A 22,793-nucleotide genomic window follows, 5' to 3' on the forward strand; every position below is an offset into this window, starting at 1 on the left:
CCGTCCCAGTGAGCGCTGACCCAAGAGTAAGCATCCATCCCGATTCCGCCGTCCTTATGGCCGCGATCGCAGCACGGCTCATTACCAAGCTGGTGGACGTCCAGGACAAGCACGGCGAAGCCACGGTGGTCCTCACCGGAGGAACCGTGGGCATCGGCACCCTGAGAGCGGTTGCCGACTCGCCTGCGGCGCCCGCCGTTGACTGGTCCCGGGTGAACTTCTGGTGGGGTGACGAGCGCTTCGTTGGCAAGCACAGCACGGACCGCAACACCGTACAGGCGCGTGAGGCACTCCTCTCCAGCCTGCCGGTGGACCCGGACCGCGTGCACGAACCGGGTTCATCGGATGAGTTCGCCACCGCGGACGAGGCCGCAGCGGACTACGCGGCCCGCCTCAAGGCTGCTGCCGAAGCCGAGCACGCCGCGGACACTTCGGACAATCGTCCCGAGGAGGCCGGCGAGTTGCCTCGTTTCGACATCCTGCTGCTCGGTGTGGGCCCGGATGCGCACGTTGCCTCGCTCTTCCCGGAGCAAGCGGGTATCCGCGTGAAGGACCGTACGGTCGTGGGGGTCGAGAACTCCCCCAAACCACCGCCGTCGAGGATTTCGCTGACCTTGCCCGCCATCAACTCCGCCCAGGAAATCTGGATGGTCGTGGCAGGCGAGGACAAGGCCGGAGCCGTGGGACTCGCCCTCGCCGGGGCCAACCCGGTCCAGGTTCCCGCCTCCGGACCTAGTGGCCGCTCGAGGACCCTATGGCTTATCGATGAGAATGCAGCCTCACGTGTCCCCCAGCAGCTCATCCGTAAGGACCCCGCGGGCGCGTAGCCGCTTGAGCGCTCCGGCCAGGACAATTTCCGCGTCCTGGCTGGAGCGTCTTTCTTTAACGTAGTCCAGGTGGCTCTTGAAGACTTCTTCGTCCGCACGTTCCATGGTGGCCTCGTCCTGATCGCGGACGGCGACCAGGCCACATTTCGGGCAGTCCCATCGGATCGGGATTTGATCTTCGGGGAGCTTAACGAAAACAAGCCGCGTTTCATGTCCCTTGGCGCACCAATAGGGAACACGAATACGCGGCAAGCTTTCGCCAACTACAGAGTCGGGTTGGTTTCTCGGGGCCGATCCAGCTGTTACGCCGGCCCGTGTGCCCCGGAATCCAGAAGTACCATGAACCATCGTCGATCCCCTTGAGAGTTCGGCTGCATGGCGGTGAAGGCCATGCAGCCTAGTCTAATGAGAGGACACCTCGAGTGCGAGGCTCTGACGGCGGCAGTGCTAGGAGTCTCCGCCTGTGGTGAAACGCATGATGAGGCCAAGTCCAATGATCACGACGCCCCAAGTGCAGCCCAAGACGATGGTGAAGCGGTTGAGGTTTCGCTCTGCGACACCTGAAGAACTCAATCCTGAGCTCATGCCACCGCCAAACATATCGGACAACCCGCCGCCACGCCCCTTGTGGAGGAGGATGAGCAGCGTCAGCAGAAGGCTGGTAATGCCCAGCAGAATCTGCAGAATGACTTGAAGAACGTCCACGACGGCCTTTCAGAAGAACGGAAAACGGGAGCGGAACCTAAAACGGACTAAGCCGCGCTGAGGTGGCTCTCGAACCTGACAATGTTAGCAAACTCGGCGGGGTCCAGGCTCGCGCCACCCACCAGCAGACCGTCGACGTCGCTTTCGGCCATGATCGCTGCCGCATTGTTGGCCTTGACCGAACCGCCGTAGAGGAGGCGGGTCTTTGCGGCCACTGCATCGTCGAACAAGGATGCGAGCTCCGAACGGATCGCGGCGCACATCTCCTGCGCGTCTTCGGGACCCGCGACTTCGCCCGTCCCGATGGCCCAGACAGGCTCGTAGGCGACAACCAGTTCGCTTGCTTGATCTGCGGTCAGGTCTTCGACGCCGGCGCGCAACTGGGCCAGCGTGTGCTCCACGTGGGTGCCGGCCTGGCGGACCTCAAGGCCCTCGCCGACACACAGGACCGGCGTGACGTCGTGGCGGAAAGCGGCTTTGACCTTCGCGTTGAGGACCTGGTCGTCCTCGTTGTGGATGGTGCGGCGTTCGCTGTGGCCCACCAGGACATAGGCGCAACCGAGCTTGTTGAGGAACTGGCCGGAGATATCGCCGGTGTAGGCTCCGGAGTCGAACTGCGAAAGGTCCTGTCCGCCGTAGACGACGTGCAGCTCGTCGCCCTGAACGAGGGTCTGCACACCGCGGAGGTCGGTAAACGGCGGGAAGACCGAAACCTCCACCCGGCTGTAATCGTGCTTGGCGTCGGAGAGGGTCCATGCCAGCTTCTGCAGCAAGGTGATGCCCTGGACGTGGTCCATGTTCATCTTCCAGTTGCCGGCAATGAAGGGCTTGCGGATGAAGTTTCCGTTGGCAGAAGTTGTCACGTGTGCTCCAAAGATGCGTTGAGATAGGGAAGCCGGCGGGGCGTTTTCCTTCCAGGAAGGGCGCCCCGCCGGCCGTGTAGCCTTAGCGGTCCAGAACGCTCAGGCCGGGAAGATCCTTGCCTTCAAGGTATTCCAGGCTGGCGCCGCCACCGGTGGAAATGTGTCCGAACTGGGAGTCCTCAAAGCCGAGGGTCCGGACGGCCGCTGCGGAGTCGCCGCCGCCCACCACAGTGAATGCCGTCGTCTCGGTCAAAGCCTGGGCAATGGCACGGGTGCCGTCCGAGAAGGCCTCGAATTCAAAGACGCCCATGGGGCCGTTCCAGAACACGGTCTTGGCGGCCTTGATCTGCTCGGCGAAAGCCGCTGCGGATACCGGCCCGATGTCCAGGCCAATGCCGGAAGCACCGAATGCGCTGTCCTCGATCGCATCCGCGGCGACCACTTCGTGTTCAGCGTCAGCGGCGAAGCGGCTGGCTACCACGACGTCGGTCGGGATGACGAAGGCGGTGCCGGCGTCGGAAGCGCGCTTGAGGTAGTCCTGGACCACGGGGATCTGGTCAGCTTCAAGCAAGCTGCCTGCGACCTTGTGACCAACCGCTGCGAGGAAGGTGAAGAGCATTCCGCCCCCGACGAGGATGGTGTCAGCCTTGCCCAGGAGGTTGTCGATCACGGCGAGCTTGTCCGAGACCTTGGAGCCGCCGAGAACCACGACGTACGGGCGCTGGGTATCCGTGGTGAGTTTGCGCAGAACCTCCACCTCGGTGTGGACGAGGTCCCCCTGGTAGGAAGGAAGCCGGGTGGCGACGTCGTACACGCTGGCGTGCTTTCGGTGGACGGCACCGAAGGCGTCATCCACGAAAGCACCGTTGTCACCGGTCAGCGCCACGAGTTCATCGGCGAAGGCGCCGCGCTCGGCGTCGTCCTTGCTGGTTTCGCGGGCGTCGAAGCGGACGTTCTCCAGGACGAGGACGTCTCCGTCGCCCAGCGACCCGGCAAGCTCCTTGGCGGACTCACCAACGGTGTCTTCCGCGAGCTGGACCTTGAATGGGGCGAGCTCCGCCAGCCGCACTACTGCGGGCTTGAGCGAATACTTGGCCTCGGGAGAGCCCTTGGGGCGTCCCAGGTGGGCTGTGACGAGCACGCGGGCACCGGCGTCCGAGAGCTTTTCGATGACCGGGAGAGAGGCCTTGATGCGGCCGTCGTCGGTCACTGTAGAGCCGTCGAGCGGCACATTCAGGTCACTTCTGACAAGAATGTACCGCCCGCGGACACCTTCAGCGATCAGTTCGTTGAGGGTGTGAGAAGTCATGTGTCTACCCTAGCCCAGCTTGGATGCGACGAGCTCCGTGAGGTCAACGAGGCGGTTGGAGTAGCCCCATTCGTTGTCATACCAGGAAACAACCTTGACCTGGTTGCCGATGACCTTGGTGAGGCCGGAGTCGAAGATCGAAGAAGAGGGATCGCCGACGATGTCCGAAGAGACGATCGGATCTGCCGTGTAGCTGAGGATGCCCTTGAACTGCTCGGTCTCGGAAGCTGCCTTGAGTGCTGCGTTGACTTCCTCAACGGTCACTTCGCGGGAAACCGTGACGGTCAGGTCCGTGGCGGAACCGGTCGGGACCGGGACGCGGATGGCGTAGCCGTCGAGCTTGCCCTTCAGCTCCGGAAGGACGAGGCCGATCGCCTTGGCAGCACCCGTGGAGGTGGGAACCATGTTGATCGCTGCGGCGCGGGCACGGCGAAGGTCGCTGTGGGGGCCGTCCTGCAGGTTCTGGTCTGCCGTGTAGGCGTGGATCGTGGTCATGAGGCCGCGCTCGATGCCGAAGGCGTCGTTGACGACCTTGGCCAGCGGGCCGAGGCAGTTGGTGGTGCAGGAAGCGTTGGAAATGATGTGGTGTGCTGCGGGGTCGTAGAGCTCGTGGTTGACGCCCATGACGATGGTGATGTCTTCGTCCGAAGCAGGAGCGGAAATCAGGACCTTCTTGGCACCTGCATCGATGTGCTTCTGTGCTGCGGCAGCCTTTGTGAAGAAGCCGGTGGACTCGATGACGATGTCGACGCCCAGTTCGCCCCAGGGGAGGTTCGCAGGATCGCGCTCTGCAAGGACCTTGATGATGTTGCCGTCAACAATAAGGTTGCCCTCTTTGACTTCAACGGACTCGGTCAGGCGACCGCCGACGGAGTCGTACTTCAAAAGGTGGGCAAGTGCCTCGGGACTCGTGAGGTCGTTGACCGCAACAATTTCGAGGTCGGCACCCTGGGCGAGTGCTGCGCGGAAGTAGTTGCGGCCGATGCGGCCAAAGCCGTTGATACCAATACGGGTGGTCACTATTTCAGTCTCCTTGGTGCTCTTGCAAGCACACCTAGTGAGTCGGATCTTGATTCCAACTAACAATTCCCGCACATCATTGGGCAGAAGTGATTATCAGATCGGAGGGCGACCAGCCACATTGCTGAAGGCTAACCGCCTTCCGTGACCCATCTTACGTTTAACTACGTCTGCCCCCGCAACTGCGGGGGCAGACAATCCGGTATTTGGGCGAAATTCACCTGAATGTGAAGTTTGTTACATCCTTGTGTATTCCGCGTCACACCGATTCGGGACGGAGTTCCCTAGAGAACGATCAGCCCGGTGGCGTTCGCGCGGGCCGCTTCGAAGCGCTTCGCGACGTCGGCCCAGTTGACGATGTTCCAGAAGGCCTTGACGTAGTCAGCCTTGACGTTCACGTAGTCCAGGTAGAAAGCGTGCTCCCACATGTCCAGCATGAGCAGCGGCGTGGTGCCGACTGCGACGTTGCCCTGCTGGTCGTAGAGCTGCTCGATGAGGAGGTTGCCGCCTATGGGCTCGTAGGCGAGGAAGCCCCAGCCGGATCCCTGCAGGCCGAGCGCGGCTGCCGAGAACTGGGCACGGAATGCATCGAAGGAGCCGAAGGCGTCGTCGATGGCTGCAGCCAGCTCGCCCTCGGGCTTGTCGCCGCCGTCCGGGGAGATGTTGTTCCAGAACACGGAGTGGTTGATGTGGCCGCCGGTGTGGAACGCGAGGTCCTTGGAGAGGCGGTTGATGTTGGCGAAGTCGCCCTTGTCGCGGGCCTCGGCCAACTGGGCCAATGCGTTGTTGGCGCCTGCTACATAGGCAGCGTGGTGCTTGCTGTGGTGCAGCTCCATGATCTTCGCCGAAATGTGTGGCTCAAGTGCTGCGTAGTCGTAGCCGAGCTCGGGCAGTACGTACTCTGTCACGAAATCCTCCAATGTAGTGGACCGGGGTCCGGTTGGTAACTCTCGTTTTGTTCATCCGGCCGGCGAACCGGCCGGAAATCCACACCCTGACGATTCTAGGGCGGGAGCTTTATTCGTCCATCATTTCGGGGGTCACATTTGCCTCGGTACCCGGGATCCCCAGGTCGCCGGCCCGCTTGTCTGCCATGGCCAGAAGCCGGCGGATCCTCCCCGCGATCGCGTCCTTGGTCATGGGAGGATCGGCAAGCCGGCCCAATTCATCCAGGCTGGCCTGCTTGTGGGCCACCCGGAGTTCACCGGCGTATTTGAGGTGGTCCGGAACGTCGTCGCCCAGGATTTCCAAGGCCCTGTCCACGCGGGCGCCGGCCGCGACGGCGGCCTGGGCCGAGCGGCGCAGGTTGGCGTCGTCGAAGTTCGCGAGGCGGTTGGCCGTGGCCCGGACTTCCTTCCGCATGCGGCGCTCCTCCCACACCATGAGGGCGTCATGGGCGCCCATCCGGGTGAGCAGCGCGGCGATGGTGTCACCGTCACGGATCACCACGCGATCCACGCCGCGCACTTCCCGTGCCTTGGCCTGGATGCCGAGGCGACGGGCAGCCCCCACCAGGGCAAGCGCCGATTCCGGCCCGGGACACGTGACCTCAAGCGAAGAGGACCGGCCGGGTTCGGTGAGGGATCCGTGAGCCAGGAACGCGCCGCGCCACACAGCTTCCGCGTCCGACGCCGAACCGTTGACGACGGCGGACGGCAAGCCACGCACAGGCCGTCCCCTGCCGTCCAGGAGGCCGGTCTGGCGGGCCAGGGCTTCGCCGTCGCGCACTACACGGACAACATAGCGGCTACCGCGGCGGAGTCCCCCGCCGGAGACGACGATGATCTCGCTCTGGTGCCCGTAGACTTCGGCGATCGCGGCACGCAGCCTCCGCGCCGTTGAGGCGAGGTCAACCTCTGCCTCAATCACGATTCGGCCCGAAATGATGTGCAGTCCGCCGGCAAAACGCAGCATGGCCGAGACTTCGGCCTTGCGGACGGACGACTTCTTGATGTCCAGCCGGGAAAGTTCTTCCTTGACCGATGCGGTCAGTGCCATCGCATGTTCCTAACTATTCCCGAAGATATCGTGATACGCCGATGCCAGACGCAGCGGGTCGTGGACTGGACGGCGGCTCGACGCCCCCACTTTACCCAAGACCACCTCTGCACCGATCATCCCGGCAGCGCGTTCGAATTCCTCGAGGTCCGATATCGAGGACGGATCGGCCAGGACAACGTCCACACTGAACTCCGGCGCGTAGTGGCGCAGGGCATCCAGATGGTCCGCGGCGGACATCCCCGAGGTTTCCTTGGTGTCCATGGCGAGGTTCATGGTGAGGCAGCGTTTGGCGGGAGTGTCGCACAGGGCCTGGCGCATTTCGGGCAGCAGCAAATGCGGCAGCACGGACGTGTACCAGGAACCGGGACCCAGAATGATCCAGTCGGCAAGCTCGATGGCAGTCAGCGCTTCGATGCAGGCGCGCGCGTCCTCCGGGAGGAGCCTGACGTTTTCAAGGGATCCGGCGACGGCGCACTTGGCCTGGCCTTTGACGACCTGGAACTCGTACCCGCCCCCGGGCAAGGGCACCCTGACGTCGCCCTCGATGTTCAGCGGCTGAGTGGACATCGGGAGGACCTGGCCGCGGGCACCCAAAAGCGCGCCGGCCCATTTCAGTCCCGCAACGGCGTCGCCCAGAAGTTCCCAGAGGGTCACGATGAGCAGGTTTCCCATGGCGTGGTGGTCCAAGGAGCCTTGGCGACCGTTCGGGGTCTTGAAGCGATGCTGCATGACGTCCCGCCAAGTGCGCCCCCAATCGGTGTCGTCACAGAGGGCGCTCAGCGCCATTCGAAGATCGCCAGGCGGAAGGACGCCGTACTCTTCGCGCAGCCGTCCGGAGGATCCGCCGTCGTCGGCGACGGTGACAATCGCGGTGAGCTCGGACGTCAGGAGCCGCAACGCCGACAATGACGCGGAAAGCCCGTGTCCGCCGCCGAGCGCCACAACCGAGGGGCCCTTGGCGGGCTGGCTGCCCGGGGTGCCCTTCGGTGGAACCAGCGGCAGGGGTCCGGTCAGGACCCCCATTATTCGCGACCCAGATCGCGGTGGCTTGTGGTGACGGTGACCCGAGGATATTGCGCCAGCCGTTTGGAAAGTTCGACGGCGACCGCGACCGAACGATGCTTGCCGCCCGTGCAACCGACAGCAATGGTGGCGTAGTGCTTGTTTTCTGTCCGGTAGCCGTCGAGGACAGGCTCCAAGGCAAGGACGTAGCGGTCAACGAAGTCCTTCACGCCCGCGGCTCCGAGCACATAGTCGCTGACATCGGCGTCGAGTCCCGTGTGCGGACGCAATTTCGGAACCCAGTGCGGGTTGGGGATGAAGCGTGCATCCGCCACGAAGTTGGCGTCCACGGGCAGTCCGTATTTGAAGCCGAAGCTCATGACGTTCAAGCGCAACGCCACCGGGCCTGTGTCGGTGAAAAGTTCGGTGATGGCGGTCGCCAGGCCGTGGACGTTGTACGTACTCGTGTCCAGGACCACGTCGGCCGATTCCCGGAGTTCCTTCAGGACGTCGCGTTCCGCCGCGATGCCGTCCAGAATCCGGCCACCACCTTGGAGCGGATGCGGGCGGCGGCCCTGCTCAAAGCGCCGCACCAGGACGTTGTCGCTGGCATCGAGGAAGAGGACGCGGAAGGTGATTCCGCTGGCGCTGAGGGCGCCGAGCGCGGTCCTGATATCGGTGAAGAGGCCTTTGCTGCGCACGTCCACGACGACGGCGAGCTTGGGGATGGACTGGGGAGCGTGCGAGACGATTTCGGCAAGCGTCCCCAGCATCTGCGGCGGGAGGTTTTCGACGACGTACCAGCCGTGGTCTTCCAAGGCGTCCGAGGCGGTGCTGCGGCCTGCGCCGGACATGCCAGTCACCACCAGCAGTTCCGCTTCGACAGGCTTGACGGGGATGAGACCGTCCTGCTCCGCGCCGGATCCTGCTGTTGACTCTGACATCAAGTGTCCCCGTTTCTGAGATGGTCCAAAGTTTCTGGGATGCTCCATAAGCGGACCCCTTGAGGAGGGGTCCGCTTATAACCCTAGCTAAATTTCAAGGATTTCGCCGGTGGTCATGTTCACGGCAGGAGCGCCCTCTCCGGAGGCGCCGGCCGCCGCCAGATGGCTGACGACGGCTTCCGCCAATGCCGGGCCGATCCCCTTCGCGGCCGTGAGCTCAAGGGCCGTTGCGGCCTTGATCTTCTTGAGGGAGCCGAAATGCGCCACGAGCGCCTTCCGTTTGGCTTCGCCGAGGCCCGGAACGCCGTCGAGTGCGGACACCGTCATCGCCTTTCCACGCTTCTGCCGGTGGAAGGTGATGGCGAAACGGTGGGCTTCGTCGCGGATGCGCTGGAGCAAGTAGAGCCCCTGGGAGGTGCGGGGCAGAATCACCGGGAAGTCGCTGTCCGGCAACCAGACTTCTTCGAGGCGCTTGGCCAGGCCCACGACGTAGACGTCATCGATCCCCAGTTCCGCGAGTGCCCTCGCGGCCGCATTCACCTGGGGCTGCCCGCCGTCGACGACGACGAGGTTGGGCGGATAGGCGAATCTCGCCTTGGCTCCCGTGAGGGCAGCATCATCCGACGACGACGCCTCCCCGGCGCCGGGGTTCGGAACTTCTCCGCTCTTGGGAAGCTGGGCGGATTTATCCTGCAGGTAGTGCCTGAAGCGCCTGGTAAGGACGTCATGCATCGCAGCGGTGTCGTCGCTTGCCGCCGCACCCGTGATGGAGAACTTCCTGTAGTCGGCCTTCTTGGGGAGGCCGTCCTCCACCACCACCATGGACGCAACGACGTTGGTGCCCTGCACATGGGAAATGTCGTAGCACTCGATCCGGAGCAGCGGAACGGGAAGATCGAGCGCTTCCTGAAGCTCCTGGAGCGCCAGGGAGCGCACGGTGATATCGCCCGCCCGCCGGACTTTGTGGAGCTTCAGCGCCTGTTCGGCGTTTTCGCGGACGGTGGACATGAGGGCAGCCTTGTCACCACGCTGCGGCACCCGGATATCCACCTTGGCGCCCCGGAGGCCGCCGAGCCATTCAAGCAGTTCGTGATGGTTGCTGGGAATCTCCGGCACGAGGACTTCGCGCGGAATACGGCCTTGGTTGTCACTGTCCTCTCCGTAGACCTGCTGCAGCAGGTGCTCGATGAGCTCCGGAGTGGTGGCGTCTTCGACTTTTTCCACGACCCAGCCCCGCTGGCCGCGCACCCGGCCACCCCTGACGTGGAATACCTGCACGGAAGCCTCGAGGTCGTCGTCGTGCAGGGCGAAGACATCCGCGTCGGTGTCTTCGGAGAGGACGACGGCGTTGCGCTCGAACACTTTGCGGAGGGCGATGATGTCGTCCCGAAGCCGCGCTGCCCGTTCGTAGTCCAGCTCGGCGACGGCGGCGCCCATATCCTTTTCGAGGCGGGTGATGAAGCGTTTCGCTTCGCCACCCATGAACGAGCAGAAGTCTTCAGCAATGGCCCGGTGCTCCTCGGCGGTGACACGGCCGACACACGGGGCCGAGCATTTGTCGATGTAGCCGAGCAAGCATGGCCGACCACTGGCCTGGGCGCGCTTCAGCACGCCGGGACTGCAGCTGCGGACCGGAAAGACCCGCAGCAGGGTGTCCATGGTTTCGCGGATGGCCCCGGCTGTGTACGGCCCGAAGTAGCGGGTGCCCTTGCGTCGCTCCCCGCGCATGACCTGGACCCGCGGGAGCTTCTCCCCCATGCTCACGGCAAGGTACGGATAGGTCTTGTCATCGCGGAAGACGACGTTGAAGCGGGGCTTGAATTCCTTGATCCAGGTGTATTCGAGCTGAAGCGACTCAAGCTCGCTGCCCACCATCGTCCATTCGACACTGCTGGCCGCGTGCACCATCGCATGCGTCTTCGGCAGCAAACCCGCAGGGTTGGCGAAGTATGAGTTCAGCCGGGAGCGGAGGTTCTTCGCCTTGCCCACGTAGATGACACGGCCGTGCGGATCCCGGAACCGATAGACGCCGGGGGTGGTGGGGATTTCTCCCGTCTGGGGTCGATAACTCGCTGGATCTGCCACAGATCCAGTCTAGTAAGGGAATCGCACTCCCCCGTACGGGCCGGCCAGCCCACCGAAGCTACTCCGCGGACTTGCTCTGGTTGTAGCTGGTGGAGCGTTCCTGGCCGCTCAATACCGCAATGGCATCCATGATCTTGTCAGTGACTTCGCGCCTGGCAGGCAGGGAATGGTCCGGACCGGTCTTCTCGAAGTACAGCGGCTCGCCGACCTTCATGGTGAAATGCAGCGGACGAACGGTGTTGCGGTCCACAGGCTGCAGCTTGTCCGTGCCGATGAGGCCAACCGGCACCACGGGCGCCCCCGTGGTCAGGGCAAGCCAGCCGACCCCGGTACGCCCGCGGTAGAGCAAGCCGTCGCGGGAGCGGGTCCCCTCCGGATAGATACCGATGCCGCGTCCGTTCTCCAGGATGTCCAGGAGGGTCTTGAGGGCCTGCACGCTGGCTGCCTGCTCTCCGCGTTCCACCGGAATGGATCCAACTGCCTGGAAGAACGCCTTCATCGCGAGGCCTTTGAAGCCTTTGGTCGTGAAGTACTCGGCCTTGGCAAAGAAGCCCACCGGGCGCGGCATCAAGGCCTGGACAATCACGCTGTCCAGGAAGGACAAATGGTTCGGGGCCACAATGAAGGGCCCTTCCTTGGGCACGTTTTCCAGCCCGATGACCGTGGGCCGGCAGGTGCTGGAAATCAGTCCGCGCGTGGTCCAGCGGATGACATCAAAGGCTTCCATCGTTCTGCACCTCGCTCAGGGCCGCCGCGCGGACAGCGTCAAGTTCTTCGATCTTCTTCAACAGCTGCGCGGCGTTGTCCACGACGGCGACGGCGCCTGCCTCCTGAAGTTCGCCGTCGGGCGCAAATCCCCAACTGACCCCGATGCAGTCGAGTCCGTTGGCCATGGCACCGGCAACATCCTGGTGGCGGTCCCCGACCATCACCGCGGGCTGGGAACGCAACGTGGCCAGCGCAGCACCAACGATCGCCACCTTGCCCGGAGCTGTATTGGCGGCCATTGACTCGTCGTCCGGGGCACCGCAGATGGATGCAAAGAAACCGGCAATGCCGTGGTGCTCCAACACGATGTGCGCCAAGCCTTGAGGTTTCTGGGTGGCCACGGCAACCGGCCGCCGCGACTCCGCGAAGAACTGCAGGAGCTCACGGATACCAGGATAGAGGCGGCTTTGACCGATTCCCACGGAACGGTAGTAGCTGCGGTAAAGCCCAATGACTTCGTCGACTTTTCCCGCGGGAACCCCGGCAATGTGTTCCAGGGAATCGCTGAGCTTGGGTCCAACCATGGACTCCAGCACGGCTTGTTCCGGGACACGGAGGCCCATTTCGCCCAGGGCCGCGGCGATGCCGCCGGTTATGCCACCTGCAGGATCGACAAGGGTGCCGTCCAGATCAAAGATTACGGGCACCATTGTTTGAGTCACCGGGTTAGTTTCTCACGAGTTGAGGCATGCCTGAAACTCACATGCCGGCCAGGGAATACTTGGACCGCCACCGAAATATTCCCCGGCCGTTCACACAGGACTAGCCGAGAATCTCCGCCAGGAAGGTAGCGGTATGGCTTTCCGTGGACTTGGCAACCTGTTCGGGCGTGCCCGTTGCCACGATGCGCCCGCCGCCTGAACCGCCATTGGGGCCAAGGTCCACAATCCAGTCGGCGGACTTGATGACGTCAAGGTTGTGTTCAATGGTGATGACCGTGTTGCCCTTGTCCACCAAACCCTGCAGCACCATGAGCAACTTACGGATGTCCTCGAAATGGAGCCCCGTGGTGGGCTCGTCCAAGACATAGACGCTCCGGCCATTCGAACGCTTCTGCAGTTCCGAGGCCAGCTTCACGCGCTGCGCCTCGCCACCGGAAAGCGTGGTGGCGGGCTGCCCGAGCCGGACATAGCCGAGACCGACGTCGACGAGGGTGTTCAAATGCCGGGCGATGGGGGTGAAAGCGGCAAAGAACTCGGCACCTTCCTCGATGGGCATGTTGAGGACGTCTGCGATGGTCTTGCCCTTGTAATGGACCTCCAGGGTCTCCCGGTTGTACCGGGCGCCATGGCACACCTCGCACGGAACATAGACGTCCGGCAGGAAGTTCATCTCGATCTTCAGGGTTCCGTCGCCGGAGCACGCCTCACAGCGGCCGCCCTTGACGTTGAAGGAAAAGCGGCCAGGCTGGTATCCGCGGACCTTGGCTTCAGTGGTTTCCGCGAAAAGCTTCCGGATGTTGTCGAAGACGCCGGTGTAGGTGGCGGGGTTGGAACGCGGGGTCCGCCCGATAGGGCTCTGGTCCACGTGGACCACCTTGTCGAGGTGCTCAAGGCCTGCCACGGAACGATGCCGCCCGGCGACCTGCTTTGCACCGTTGAGCTTGTTGGCGAGAACCTTGTAAAGGATCTCGTTCACCAGGGTGGACTTCCCTGAACCACTGACGCCCGTGACAGCTGTGAAGAGGCCCAGCGGGAAGGTGGCGTCAACGTTATTCAGGTTGTTTTCGCGTGCGCCGATGACCTTGAGCTCGCGCTTCTTGTCATACTTGCGCCGCTTGGCCGGGATGTCGATCTTGCGTCGCCCGGACAAGTAGTCGCCGGTCAGCGAGTTCGTGTTTTCCAGGAGTTCCTTGTAGGAACCGGAATGAACCACCTGGCCACCGTGCTCGCCGGCGCCAGGTCCGATGTCCACTACCCAGTCGGCCTCCTGAATGGTGTCTTCGTCGTGTTCGACGACAATCAGCGTGTTGCCGAGGTCGCGCAACCGGGTGAGCGTTTCGATGAGGCGGCGGTTGTCCTTCTGGTGCAACCCGATGGACGGCTCGTCCAGGACATACAGGACGCCGACCAGGCCGGAGCCGATCTGCGTGGCAAGGCGGATGCGCTGGGCTTCACCGCCGGACAGGGTCCCGGACGGCCGTTCCAGATTCAGGTATTCGAGCCCGACGTCCAGGAGGAATGTCAGGCGCGCCTGGATCTCCTTGAGAACCTGGTGGGCGATCTGGGCCTCGCGGTCGGTGAGCGTAAGGCTGCCGAGGAAATCGGCGCAGTCACGCATCGGAAGGGCCGCCACCTCAGCGATGGACTTGCCGTTGATCAACACGGAAAGCGACGCCGGGTTAAGCCGGGCACCGTTGCATGCGGGGCAAGGAACCTGGCGCATGTACTCTTCGTAGCGGTCGCGTGCCCAGTCGGAGTCCGTTTCGCCGTGCTTGCGGTGGACGTACTGGATGGCGCCTTCGAAGCCGGTGCTGTACTTGCGCTCCCGGCCGAACCTGTTGCGGTACTGGACGACGACCTTGTGGTCCTTGCCGTACAGCACGGTCTGCCGCACTTCCTGCGGCAGCTTCTCCCAAGCGGTGTCCATGGAGAAGTCGAGCTCCAAGGCCAGGCCATCCAGGAGCCGGTTCCAGTACTCCGTGGTGGCAGTACCCAGCGACCAAGGCGCGATGGCCCCCTGGTTCAAGGAAAGTTCCGGGTTGGGGACGACCAATTCTTCATCGACTTCGAGCTTGGTGCCGATACCGCTGCAGGCCGCACATGCGCCGAAGGGGTTGTTGAACGAGAAGGAGCGAGGCTCGATTTCGTCGATGGCCAACGGGTGCTCATTGGGGCACGCAAGGTTTTCGGAGAAGGCCCGGATCCGTGCGGGGTCTTCGGCGTCGAGATCCACGAACTCGACCAGTACGCGGCCTTCCGCAAGTCCGAGCGCGGTTTCGATCGAGTCGGTCAGCCGTTGGCTGATCCCTTCCTTGACCACCAGCCGGTCCACGACCACTTCAATGGAGTGCTTGAATTGCTTGCCGAGCTTGGGCGGATCGCTCAGCTGGACGAGATCTCCGTCCACCCGGGCGCGTGAGTATCCCTTGGCGGTGAGCTCTTTGAAGAGCTCGACGAATTCGCCCTTGCGTCCGCGGACCACCGGGGCAAGAATCTGGAAGCGCGTGCCGGATTCGAGTTCCAGCAACTGGTCAACGATCTGCTGCGGCGTCTGGCGCGTGATCGGTTCGTGGCACACCGGGCAATGCGGCCGGCCGACACGTGCCCAGAGAAGGCGCATGTAGTCGTAGATCTCGGTGATGGTGCCCACCGTGGAACGAGGGTTCTTGCTCGTCGACTTCTGGTCGATCGAGACCGCCGGGGAAAGGCCCTCGATGAAATCCACGTCCGGTTTGTCCACTTGGCCCAGGAACTGGCGGGCGTAGGCCGACAATGATTCCACGTACCGGCGCTGGCCCTCGGCGAAGATGGTGTCGAAGGCCAAGGACGACTTACCTGATCCTGACAAGCCCGTGAAAACGATCATGGCGTCACGGGGAAGGTCGAGATCGACGTTGCGCAGGTTGTGTTCACGCGCTCCCTTGACCACGAGCCGGGACAGGTCATGTCTTACGGGCGTGGCAGGTTGATGCGCGGAAACGCTTGCGAAGGATTCGACGGCGGGGACTTCAGCTACGGCTTTAGGCACCCACTAATGCTAATCGAAAACTTCTTCGAATTTCCATGTGGCTTCCCGCAGCCTACCGACGGGTATCAATCGGCGTCGTAGGCCGCTGCAAGAAGCTGCACAGCCTCCGCGAAACTGGCACCCTGCGCTTTGGCCGCCGCCGAGTAGCTCGCAGCCACGGCTGCCAATGCGCTCCAGCGGTCATCCCGGGCGCACACGACCGTTCCATTGCGGCCACGGGTGGCCACTACCCCGGCAGCTTCGAGTTCCTTGTAGGCCCGGGCCACCGTGTGGGGGGCGACATCCAACTGTTCAGCCAAGGTGCGCACCGCGGGAAGTTTGGTACCGACAGCCAGGGTGCCGCCGTCGGCCAACTCGATGATGCGGAGCCGAAGCTGTTCATACAGGGCGACGGTGCTGGACTGATTGGGACGCCACGAACCCGGAAACTCAAGCGGGCTCATTTGCTTCCCTCTCCCCTTGCTCGGCGCGGTGCTTCGCTGACTTCACCGGCATCGCAGCGAGTTCGCCACCTCCGGCGGCAAACTGTGCTTCGTGCAAGCGGGCATAGTGCCCGCCAAGCTGCAACAGCGAATGATGGGTGCCGTGTTCAACGATCCGTCCGTGGTCCATGACGAGAATTAGATCAGCGTCGCGGATAGTGGACAAGCGGTGTGCAATGACGAATGACGTCTTGTTGCTCCGCAGCCTGTGCATTACTTGGCGGATGAGGACTTCCGTGCGGGTGTCCACCGAACTTGTCGCCTCGTCCAGGATCAGAATGGGGCGGCCCGAGAGCCGTGCGCGTGCGATGCTCAGCAATTGCCTCTGGCCCTGGCTGAGGGGTTCGCCTCCGTTGCTGAGCATGGTTGAGTATCCGTTGGGCAGCGAGCGGACGAAGTGATCAACATGGCTCGCCTCGGCTGCGGCCACGATGTCTGCCTCGCTGGCGCCCGGAAGTCCATACTCGATGTTCTCCCGGATGGTGCCCGTGAAAATCCACGGATCCTGGAGGACGACGCCGAAATTCCGGCGGAGTGCGTCACGTCCCATGCCGGCGATGTCCACGCCGTCGATCGTGATCCTTCCGGAGCCGAGTTCATGGAAACGCATGAGGAGGCTGATCAGGGTGGTCTTCCCCGCTCCGGTGTGCCCGACAATGGCCACTGTCTGTCCCGGTTCCACGTGGAAGGACAGGTCCTCGATCAGGGGGGCATCCGGCCGGTAGCTGAAGGAGATGCGTTCGAAGGCAACTCTCCCCGCAGGGGCCTCAAAGCTTGAACCGTCGGCGCGCGCGCCAGAGCCCTGTTCCGACGGCTCCCCTGTTAATTCGGCGGCGTCCAACAGCTCGAAGACCCTGCTGGCGGAAACTGCGCAGGACTGCAAGACCTGGGCCATTCCGCCGATCTGGCCCAGCGGCTGGCTGAAGAGCCGGTTGAATTGGATGAACGCTTGGATGCCGCCGATACTCATCGCCCCGGCGAGGAACTGGAGTGCACCAACAATCGCAACCCCCACGTAGCTGGCGTTCGACACGAAAGCCATGAGGGGTACAAGCAACCCTGAAGCGAACTGTGCCTTGGAACTGGCGGCGTACAGGCCGTCGTTGTGGTCAGCGAAGCGGACCGCCATCGACGACTGGGCGTTGAAAAGCTTGATGGTCTCATGACCGGTAGCTGTCTCCTCCACGAGGGAGTTCACGTCCCCTGTGGCTTCCCACTGCCCGACGAAGTATTTCTGCGAGCGTCGGGTCACGACTATCGACGCCAAGGCCGATAGAGGAACAGCCAGTAGGGACACGACGGCGAGGAGCGGCGAAAGCAGCAGCATCATCGCGAGGGAGCCGATGACCATCAGCGTTGAGGTCAGGAGCTGGGACAGGAGCTGGTTGAGCGTCTGCGACACGTTGTCGAGGTCGTTCGTGGCCCGGCTCAGGACGTCGCCCCGGGTGCGGCCGTCGTAGTAGGCCAGCGGAAGCCGGTGCAGTTTCGCTTCCACGGCTTCCCGGAGGTCGTATGCGAGCCGCTGCACGGCGAGGGCGTTGAGGCGGCCCTGCGCCCAGCTGAGCAGCGAGGTGACGCAATACATGCCTGCGGCCACGAGCAGCAGGAAGACGAAGCGCCCGGCGTCGAATTGCGCGCCAAATACGGCGGCCGCGATGACGTCGGTGGCGTCGCCAAGTATTTTGGGGGCGGCGACATTGAGCGTGACAAAGCCGCAGATGCACAGGATCGCCGCGGTCATGATGCCCCGGGCGGGCTTCATCAAGCCCACCAGGCGGAGGAGCGACCGCGATGGTTTCGCTGTGACGGCGTGGTGCCCGTCTTCGCTGCTCATGCGGCTTCTTCCGTTTCCAGCTGGGACGCCACGATTTCCCGGTAGGTCACCGAGGACTCTAGAAGTTCGTCATGAGTTCCTTTTGCCACCAGGCGGCCGTCATCGATGAGCAGGATCTGGTCCGCCGACACCACGGAGTTGACGCGCTGGGCGACGATGATGACGGTTGCCCCGCGGAGTTCCGGTTCAAGCGCGGCGCGGAGCTTTGCTTCCGTCACTGTGTCCAGCGCCGAGAAGCTGTCGTCAAAGAGGTAGACAGATGCCGGGCGCAGGATTGCACGGGCTATGCATAAGCGCTGTCGCTGACCGCCCGAGAGACCGGCGCCCCCTTGGGACAACGTGGTTTCCAGTCCTTGCGGCAACTCGTTCACGAAATCCGCGGCCTGGGCCGTCTCAAGGGCATGCCACAATTGCGAATCTGTCGCGGACGGCAGTGAAATCCGCAGGTTCTCGGCGATGGTTCCGCGGAACAGCCAGGTCTCCTGGGGCACGACGCCGAGCTGGTTGCGCAAGGCGCCGAGGGGAACGGTGGCGATGTCCCGGCCATTGAGCGAGATGGTTCCGCTGCTCGCCTCAAGCAGTCTCGGCACAAGGCTCACGATGGTCGACTTGCCGCTTCCCGTGGAGCCGATGACCGCCGTCGTGGTTCCCGGAGCCGCGTGGAAGGTGATGCTTTCCACAACGGGGGTTTCGGCTCCCGGGTAAGCGAAAACGACATTGTCGAAGCGCAGGCCTTCCGCCGAAGGACGGGCCACCATTTCGCCGGCAGTGTTTCCAGGCAGGACCTTTTCAGAGTCCGTATTGAGCACTTCGGTGACGCGTTCAGCGCTGACAGCCGCGCGGGGCGCCGTGCTTAACACGTACATTGCCATCATGATCGCGAGGAGGATCTGCATAATGTAGGCGATGAATGCAGTGAGCGCACCCAGCTGCATGTCTCCGGCGATGATGCGGTGGCCGCCGAGCCAGACCACGCCCGCGGAAGAGAGGTTGACCACGGTCATGACGAGCGGAAGCATGGCCGCGACGATCCGGGCAGAACGGAGGTTGTTCTTTGTCAGTGCGTCGTTGGCGGCCTCGAACCGTTTCATCTCAAACGGCTGGCGGACGAAGGCCCGGATGATCGCGGTCCCCAGGATCTGTTCGCGGAGCACGCCGTTGATCCGGTCCACCAAGCCTTGGCCTTCGCGGTACAGCGGGACGAGCTTGCGGACAATCAGCAACATGATGACCAGCAGCACGGGAACGATAGCGAAAACGATCCAGGACAGGGCCACGTCCTGTTCGACTGCCAGGATCACGCCGCCGATGCCCATGACGGGCGCTGCCACGAGCATGCTGAAAACGAGGACCGTGATGTTCTGCAGTTGCAGGACGTCATTGGTGGTCCTGACCACGAGGCTGGCCGGTCCGAAGGCTGCGACGTCCTGGTCCGGCAGGGAATGAATCTTGTCGAAGAGTTCCTGCCGCAGCCCTCGGCCGATCTTCATGGCGACAATCGCTCCAAGGTAGCCGGCCAGCACGGCGGCAAGCACCTGGATGACCGTGAGAACCAGCATCCAGGCGCCCAGGCGCAGGATCACTTCGCTGTTCCCGGCGACAAGGCCGTCGTCGACGATCTTGGCGTTGAAGGTGGGCAGGAGGAGTGTGGCGCCGGTCTGGACAAGCTGCAGGAGAACGATGGCCAGCACGTGTGCCTTGAAGGGGGCGAGGCGCTGCAACAACAAAGATGCCAGCACACTGCCTCCAATCGTTGGCCTCCGGAGCAGCGGATTCCACAATGCCGCCCCGCGATCGCGTTGCCATTGTAGTTCAGATCACAGTGCGAAACCTTGTAATGGCGGCACTTCCGGGGTCCTGTGGACTTGGGCCCGCTCAGCCCCGCTTTTGTCCCACCGCAAAAATCCGACGGAAGGCAAAAACGGTCCCGTGCCGGTCCCGTGGATAGGCCTCGCGGAGCGCGGCTGCGTATTGGTTTTCGAAGGCGCGCGCTTCGTCTTCGGGGAGGGCGGCGAGCACGGGACGCAGGCCGGTCCCCCGCACCCACTCCAGCACAGGATCGGCTCCCGGCAGAAGTTGCTGGTAGGTGGTTTCCCACGCGTCGGCGTCGCATCCGGCGTCGAGCATGATCCGCAGGTAGTCGGCCGGTTCCCCGACAGCGTCGTCATGGCGGAGCACACCGGACAGCCTTCCGGACCATTCCGCCGAACCGGCCAGTTCGCGCATGAGCACGTGGGAAGGCGCAACGAAGTTTCCGGGGACCTGGAGAGCAAACCATGCGCCCGGTTTCAGCGCTTCGAGCCACGCGGCGAGCATCGTCAAGTGGCCCGGAACCCATTGCAGCGCTGCGTTGCTGACCACGACGTCGGTCTCCGCTTCCGGTGTCCACCCGGCAATGTCGGCGTGCACAAACGAAAGGCCCGGTTGCGCGGCAGCGAGGAGTTGGGCTTTGGCCAGCATTTCGGCTGAGGAGTCGAGCCCGACGACGGCGGCACCGGGCCATCGCGTCGCGAGGGTCGCCGTCAAGTTCCCCGGACCGCAGCCCAGATCCACGACGCGCCGAGGGTCCTCCGCCAGAATCCTCGAGGTCAGGTCAAAGAACGGCCGGTCGCGGTGATTGCCGAACTCGACGTACTTGGCTGGATCCCACTTCACTGCATCCTCCATCATCGGTCTCCGTGGTCTGCTCCACCCACACTAAGCTGGAAGGCAATGAAACTTCTTGAGCAGCTCCCGGTAACATCCAACGCCGGATCGGGCGGCGGACGCGTTGACCCGGATGAAATCTACACACGCTTCGTCGAATGGACGGAGAGCCGCGGGCTTCAGCTCTACCCTGCCCAGGACGAGGCCATCATGGAACTCGCGTCCGGCTCCAACGTCATCCTGGCAACCCCCACCGGTTCCGGAAAGTCCCTTGTGGCGATCGCCGCACACTTCGAGGCGATGTCCCGCGGCTTGCGCAGCTACTACACCGCCCCCATCAAGGCCCTGGTCTCCGAGAAGTTCTTCGCCCTCTGCGAGATTTTCGGGGCCGAGAACGTTGGCATGATCACCGGTGATTCGGGAGTCAACCAGGATGCCCCGATCATTTGCTGCACCGCCGAAATCCTCGCCAACATCGCTTTGCGCGAAGGCAAGGAAGCCGAGCTTGGCACGGTCATCATGGACGAATTCCACTTCTACTCTGATCCCCAGCGCGGTTGGGCGTGGCAAGTGCCGCTCCTGGAACTCCCCCAGGCCCAGTTCCTGTTGATGTCGGCCACCCTGGGAGACGTCAGCCGCTTCGAAACCGGCCTGAGCGAACTCACCGGACGGTCCACCACCACCGTCAGTTCGGCCGAACGGCCCATCCCGCTGCACTACTACTTCCAGGAAACGCCGGTCCACGAAACCCTTGAGGAACTGCTGAGCACCAAGCAGGTTCCCGTGTACGTGGTGCATTTCAGCCAGGTCGAGGCTATCGAGCGGGCCCAGAACCTCATGAGCGTCAACATGTGCACGCGAGAGGAGAAGGACAAGATTGCCGAGCTGATCGCCGGTTTCCGGTTTGCCGCCGGCTTCGGCAAGACCCTGAACCGGCTGGTCCGCCACGGCATCGGCGTCCATCACGCGGGCATGCTGCCCAAGTACCGCCGCCTCGTGGAGCAATTGGCACAAGCAGGACTCTTGAAGGTCATCTGCGGCACCGACACGCTCGGGGTCGGGATCAACGTTCCCATCCGTACAGTCCTCCTGACGGCGCTCAGCAAGTACGACGGCGTCCGCACCCGCCTGCTGAACTCCCGGGAATTCCACCAGATCGCGGGCCGCGCGGGCCGCGCGGGCTATGACACTGCCGGAACCGTTGTGGTGCAGGCTCCTGAACACGTGGTGGAGAACGCGAAGGCGATGGCTAAGGCCACCGCGAAGTTCGGTGACGACCAGAAGAAACTGCGGCAAGTCGTGCGGAAGAAGCCGCCGGAAGGCTTCGTCTCGTGGGGGCAGCCCACCTTTACCCGTTTGGTGGAGTCCGTGCCGGACCCGTTGACCTCGAGTTTCACCGTGACGCATGCAATGCTGCTCAACTTGATGGAGCGCCCCGGCGACCCGTTTGCCGCTGCCCGCCGTCTGCTCACCGAAAACCACGAGGCACGGCCCGCCCAACTGCAGCTCATGAAGAAGGCCCTGAGTATCTACCGGGAGCTGTTGGCAGCCGGAGTGGTTGAACGCATTCCCGAAGCCGAGCAGATGAAAGAAGGCCGTTCCGTCCGGCTGACCGTTCATCTGCAAGCCAACTTCGCCCTGAACCAGCCCCTTTCACCGTTTGCCCTTGCCGCGCTTGAGCTCCTGGATCCGGAGTCGCCGTCGTACGCCTTGGATGTAGTGTCCGTAATCGAAGCGACACTGGAGAAGCCCCGGCAGATCCTCTCTGCGCAGCAGAAGAAGGCACGCGGCGAGGCCGTCGCCGCGATGAAGGCCGACGGCATTGATTACGACCAGCGCATGGCGATGCTTGAAGAGGTCAGCTACCCGCAGCCCCTCGCGGAGATCCTGGGCGAAGCGTTCGAGGTGTACCGCAAGGCCGCTCCCTGGGTGGGCGACTTTGAGCTGGCTCCCAAGTCGGTGGTCCGGGACATGTATGAGCGCGCCATGAATTTCGGTGAGTTCGTCCAGTTCTACGGGCTGGCCCGCTCCGAGGGGATCGTCCTGCGGTATTTGGCCGATGGCTTCAAGGCCTTGCGTCAGACGGTCCCTCAGGACTCGCTCCGCGAAGACCTCGAGGACCTCATCGCCTGGCTGGGTGAACTGGTCCGCCAAGTCGACTCCAGCCTCCTCGATGAGTGGGAAGAGCTCACCTCCGGGGTGGCCCCGAGGCCGCACGACGCTCCGCCTCCCCCACCGCCGTCGCTCACGTCCAACATCCGCGCCTTCAGGGTCATGGTCCGCAACGAAATGTTCCGGCGTGTTGAGTTGTTCGCGGACGAGGACGCGGCCGCCTTGGGCGAGCTCGACGCCGGCAGCGGCTGGGATACGGAGCGCTGGGAAGACGCTCTGGACGACTACTTCGACGAACACGACGACATCGGAACCGGCCCCGACGCCCGGGGCCCGGGACTCCTCATGATCACGGAGGAACCCGGTATCTGGCGGGTGCGGCAGATTTTCGATGATCCGGCCCGCAACCATGACTGGGGCGTTTCCGCCGAAGTGGACCTGGCAGCCTCCGACGAGAGCGGCACCGCCGTGGTCAAGGTGACCTCGGTCAACCGCCTCTAGGCGC

General features: G+C 63.4%; 19 protein-coding genes. 2 read left to right on the forward strand and 17 right to left on the reverse strand.

What is annotated here, in order from left to right:
• Positions 1-8: 8 nt before the first annotated feature.
• On the forward strand, positions 9-827 hold the full coding sequence (pgl, locus tag ABH924_RS03270) for a 6-phosphogluconolactonase (RefSeq protein WP_404496843.1): 819 nt from the start codon (positions 9-11) through the stop codon (positions 825-827).
• On the opposite strand, the gene ABH924_RS03275 is transcribed toward pgl, so the two are convergent.
• The 17 genes from ABH924_RS03275 to ABH924_RS03355 all read right to left on the reverse strand — a co-directional run bounded on the left by ABH924_RS03275 (position 780) and on the right by ABH924_RS03355 (position 20,185).
• Entirely contained in the window at positions 780-1,175 is a 396-nt protein-coding gene (locus tag ABH924_RS03275) for an RNA polymerase-binding protein RbpA (protein ID WP_404496844.1), read from the reverse strand. The two genes, pgl and ABH924_RS03275, sit on opposite strands and share 48 nt — an antisense overlap.
• Before the next feature lie 99 nt (positions 1,176-1,274).
• Complete coding sequence (secG, locus tag ABH924_RS03280) at positions 1,275-1,532, reverse strand: preprotein translocase subunit SecG (protein WP_234749463.1); 258 nt, start codon at positions 1,530-1,532, stop codon at positions 1,275-1,277.
• Between the two features lie 47 nt (positions 1,533-1,579).
• Positions 1,580-2,395, reverse strand: a complete 816-nt coding sequence (gene tpiA / locus ABH924_RS03285) for a triose-phosphate isomerase (RefSeq protein ID WP_404496846.1) — start codon at positions 2,393-2,395, stop codon at positions 1,580-1,582.
• An 82-nt stretch (positions 2,396-2,477) separates the two neighbouring features.
• Positions 2,478-3,704 carry a phosphoglycerate kinase gene (locus ABH924_RS03290; RefSeq protein ID WP_404496848.1) on the reverse strand — a complete coding sequence of 409 codons (1,227 nt, stop codon included), beginning with the start codon at positions 3,702-3,704 and terminating at the stop codon, positions 2,478-2,480.
• 9 nt (positions 3,705-3,713) lie between these two features.
• Entirely contained in the window at positions 3,714-4,724 is a 1,011-nt protein-coding gene (gap, locus tag ABH924_RS03295) for a type I glyceraldehyde-3-phosphate dehydrogenase (RefSeq protein WP_234749471.1), read from the reverse strand.
• A gap of 284 nt (positions 4,725-5,008) precedes the next feature.
• On the reverse strand, positions 5,009-5,632 hold the full coding sequence (locus tag ABH924_RS03300) for a superoxide dismutase (protein ID WP_059389282.1): 624 nt from the start codon (positions 5,630-5,632) through the stop codon (positions 5,009-5,011).
• Positions 5,633-5,741: 109 nt separating this feature from the next.
• The gene (whiA, locus tag ABH924_RS03305; protein WP_133202987.1) at positions 5,742-6,722 is read right to left on the reverse strand and encodes a DNA-binding protein WhiA; all 981 of its coding nucleotides are present in this window, start codon (positions 6,720-6,722) and stop codon (positions 5,742-5,744) included.
• Between the two features lie 9 nt (positions 6,723-6,731).
• On the reverse strand, positions 6,732-7,748 hold the full coding sequence (gene yvcK, locus ABH924_RS03310; RefSeq protein ID WP_234749476.1) for a uridine diphosphate-N-acetylglucosamine-binding protein YvcK: 1,017 nt from the start codon (positions 7,746-7,748) through the stop codon (positions 6,732-6,734).
• Positions 7,748-8,671: an RNase adapter RapZ gene (gene rapZ / locus ABH924_RS03315; RefSeq protein ID WP_234749478.1), complete on the reverse strand. Its 924-nt coding sequence runs from the start codon at positions 8,669-8,671 to the stop codon at positions 7,748-7,750. Before rapZ ends, yvcK begins: the two co-directional genes overlap by 1 nt.
• A gap of 87 nt (positions 8,672-8,758) precedes the next feature.
• Positions 8,759-10,756, reverse strand: coding sequence for an excinuclease ABC subunit UvrC (uvrC, locus tag ABH924_RS03320; protein ID WP_404496850.1), 1,998 nt, complete (start codon positions 10,754-10,756; stop codon positions 8,759-8,761).
• 58 nt (positions 10,757-10,814) lie between these two features.
• On the reverse strand, positions 10,815-11,483 hold the full coding sequence (locus ABH924_RS03325) for a lysophospholipid acyltransferase family protein (RefSeq protein ID WP_404496852.1): 669 nt from the start codon (positions 11,481-11,483) through the stop codon (positions 10,815-10,817).
• Positions 11,470-12,186, reverse strand: coding sequence for an HAD hydrolase-like protein (locus ABH924_RS03330; RefSeq protein WP_404496854.1), 717 nt, complete (start codon positions 12,184-12,186; stop codon positions 11,470-11,472). The genes ABH924_RS03325 and ABH924_RS03330 overlap by 14 nt, the downstream gene beginning before the upstream one ends.
• 100 nt (positions 12,187-12,286) lie before the next feature.
• Positions 12,287-15,214: an excinuclease ABC subunit UvrA gene (gene uvrA, locus ABH924_RS03335; RefSeq protein WP_404496856.1), complete on the reverse strand. Its 2,928-nt coding sequence runs from the start codon at positions 15,212-15,214 to the stop codon at positions 12,287-12,289.
• A 65-nt stretch (positions 15,215-15,279) separates the two neighbouring features.
• Positions 15,280-15,657 (reverse strand): GntR family transcriptional regulator, encoded by a 378-nt coding sequence (locus ABH924_RS03340; RefSeq protein ID WP_404496857.1) that lies wholly within the window; start codon positions 15,655-15,657, stop codon positions 15,280-15,282.
• Complete coding sequence (locus ABH924_RS03345; protein WP_404496859.1) at positions 15,644-17,530, reverse strand: ABC transporter ATP-binding protein; 1,887 nt, start codon at positions 17,528-17,530, stop codon at positions 15,644-15,646. Before ABH924_RS03345 ends, ABH924_RS03340 begins: the two co-directional genes overlap by 14 nt.
• Positions 17,527-19,269, reverse strand: coding sequence for an ABC transporter ATP-binding protein (locus ABH924_RS03350; RefSeq protein WP_404496861.1), 1,743 nt, complete (start codon positions 19,267-19,269; stop codon positions 17,527-17,529). Before ABH924_RS03350 ends, ABH924_RS03345 begins: the two co-directional genes overlap by 4 nt.
• Before the next feature lie 136 nt (positions 19,270-19,405).
• Positions 19,406-20,185: a trans-aconitate 2-methyltransferase gene (locus ABH924_RS03355; protein ID WP_404496863.1), complete on the reverse strand. Its 780-nt coding sequence runs from the start codon at positions 20,183-20,185 to the stop codon at positions 19,406-19,408.
• Between the two features lie 57 nt (positions 20,186-20,242).
• Between ABH924_RS03355 and ABH924_RS03360 the strand changes: the two genes are divergently transcribed.
• A complete protein-coding gene (locus tag ABH924_RS03360; protein WP_404496865.1) occupies positions 20,243-22,789 on the forward strand; it encodes a DEAD/DEAH box helicase in 2,547 nt (848 codons plus the stop codon).
• Positions 22,790-22,793 lie beyond the last annotated feature (4 nt).

The organism is Arthrobacter sp. GAS37, assembly GCF_044908325.1.
Classification (GTDB): domain Bacteria; phylum Actinomycetota; class Actinomycetes; order Actinomycetales; family Micrococcaceae; genus Arthrobacter; species Arthrobacter ramosus.

Bases quoted from the DNA above. Each gene is read 5' to 3' on its own strand.
- ABH924_RS03275 (WP_404496844.1), bottom strand. From the start codon at position 1,175: ATGGTTCATGGTACTTCTGGATTCCGGGGCACACGGGCCGGCGTAACA.
- whiA (WP_133202987.1), bottom strand. From the start codon at position 6,722: ATGGCACTGACCGCATCGGTCAAGGAAGAACTTTCCCGGCTGGACATC.
- ABH924_RS03360 (WP_404496865.1), top strand. From the start codon at position 20,243: ATGAAACTTCTTGAGCAGCTCCCGGTAACATCCAACGCCGGATCGGGC.
- ABH924_RS03345 (WP_404496859.1), bottom strand. From the start codon at position 17,530: ATGAGCAGCGAAGACGGGCACCACGCCGTCACAGCGAAACCATCGCGG.
- yvcK (WP_234749476.1), bottom strand. From the start codon at position 7,748: ATGGGGGTCCTGACCGGACCCCTGCCGCTGGTTCCACCGAAGGGCACC.
- rapZ (WP_234749478.1), bottom strand. From the start codon at position 8,671: ATGTCAGAGTCAACAGCAGGATCCGGCGCGGAGCAGGACGGTCTCATC.
- ABH924_RS03290 (WP_404496848.1), bottom strand. From the start codon at position 3,704: ATGACTTCTCACACCCTCAACGAACTGATCGCTGAAGGTGTCCGCGGG.
- ABH924_RS03340 (WP_404496857.1), bottom strand. From the start codon at position 15,657: ATGAGCCCGCTTGAGTTTCCGGGTTCGTGGCGTCCCAATCAGTCCAGC.
- ABH924_RS03325 (WP_404496852.1), bottom strand. From the start codon at position 11,483: ATGGAAGCCTTTGATGTCATCCGCTGGACCACGCGCGGACTGATTTCC.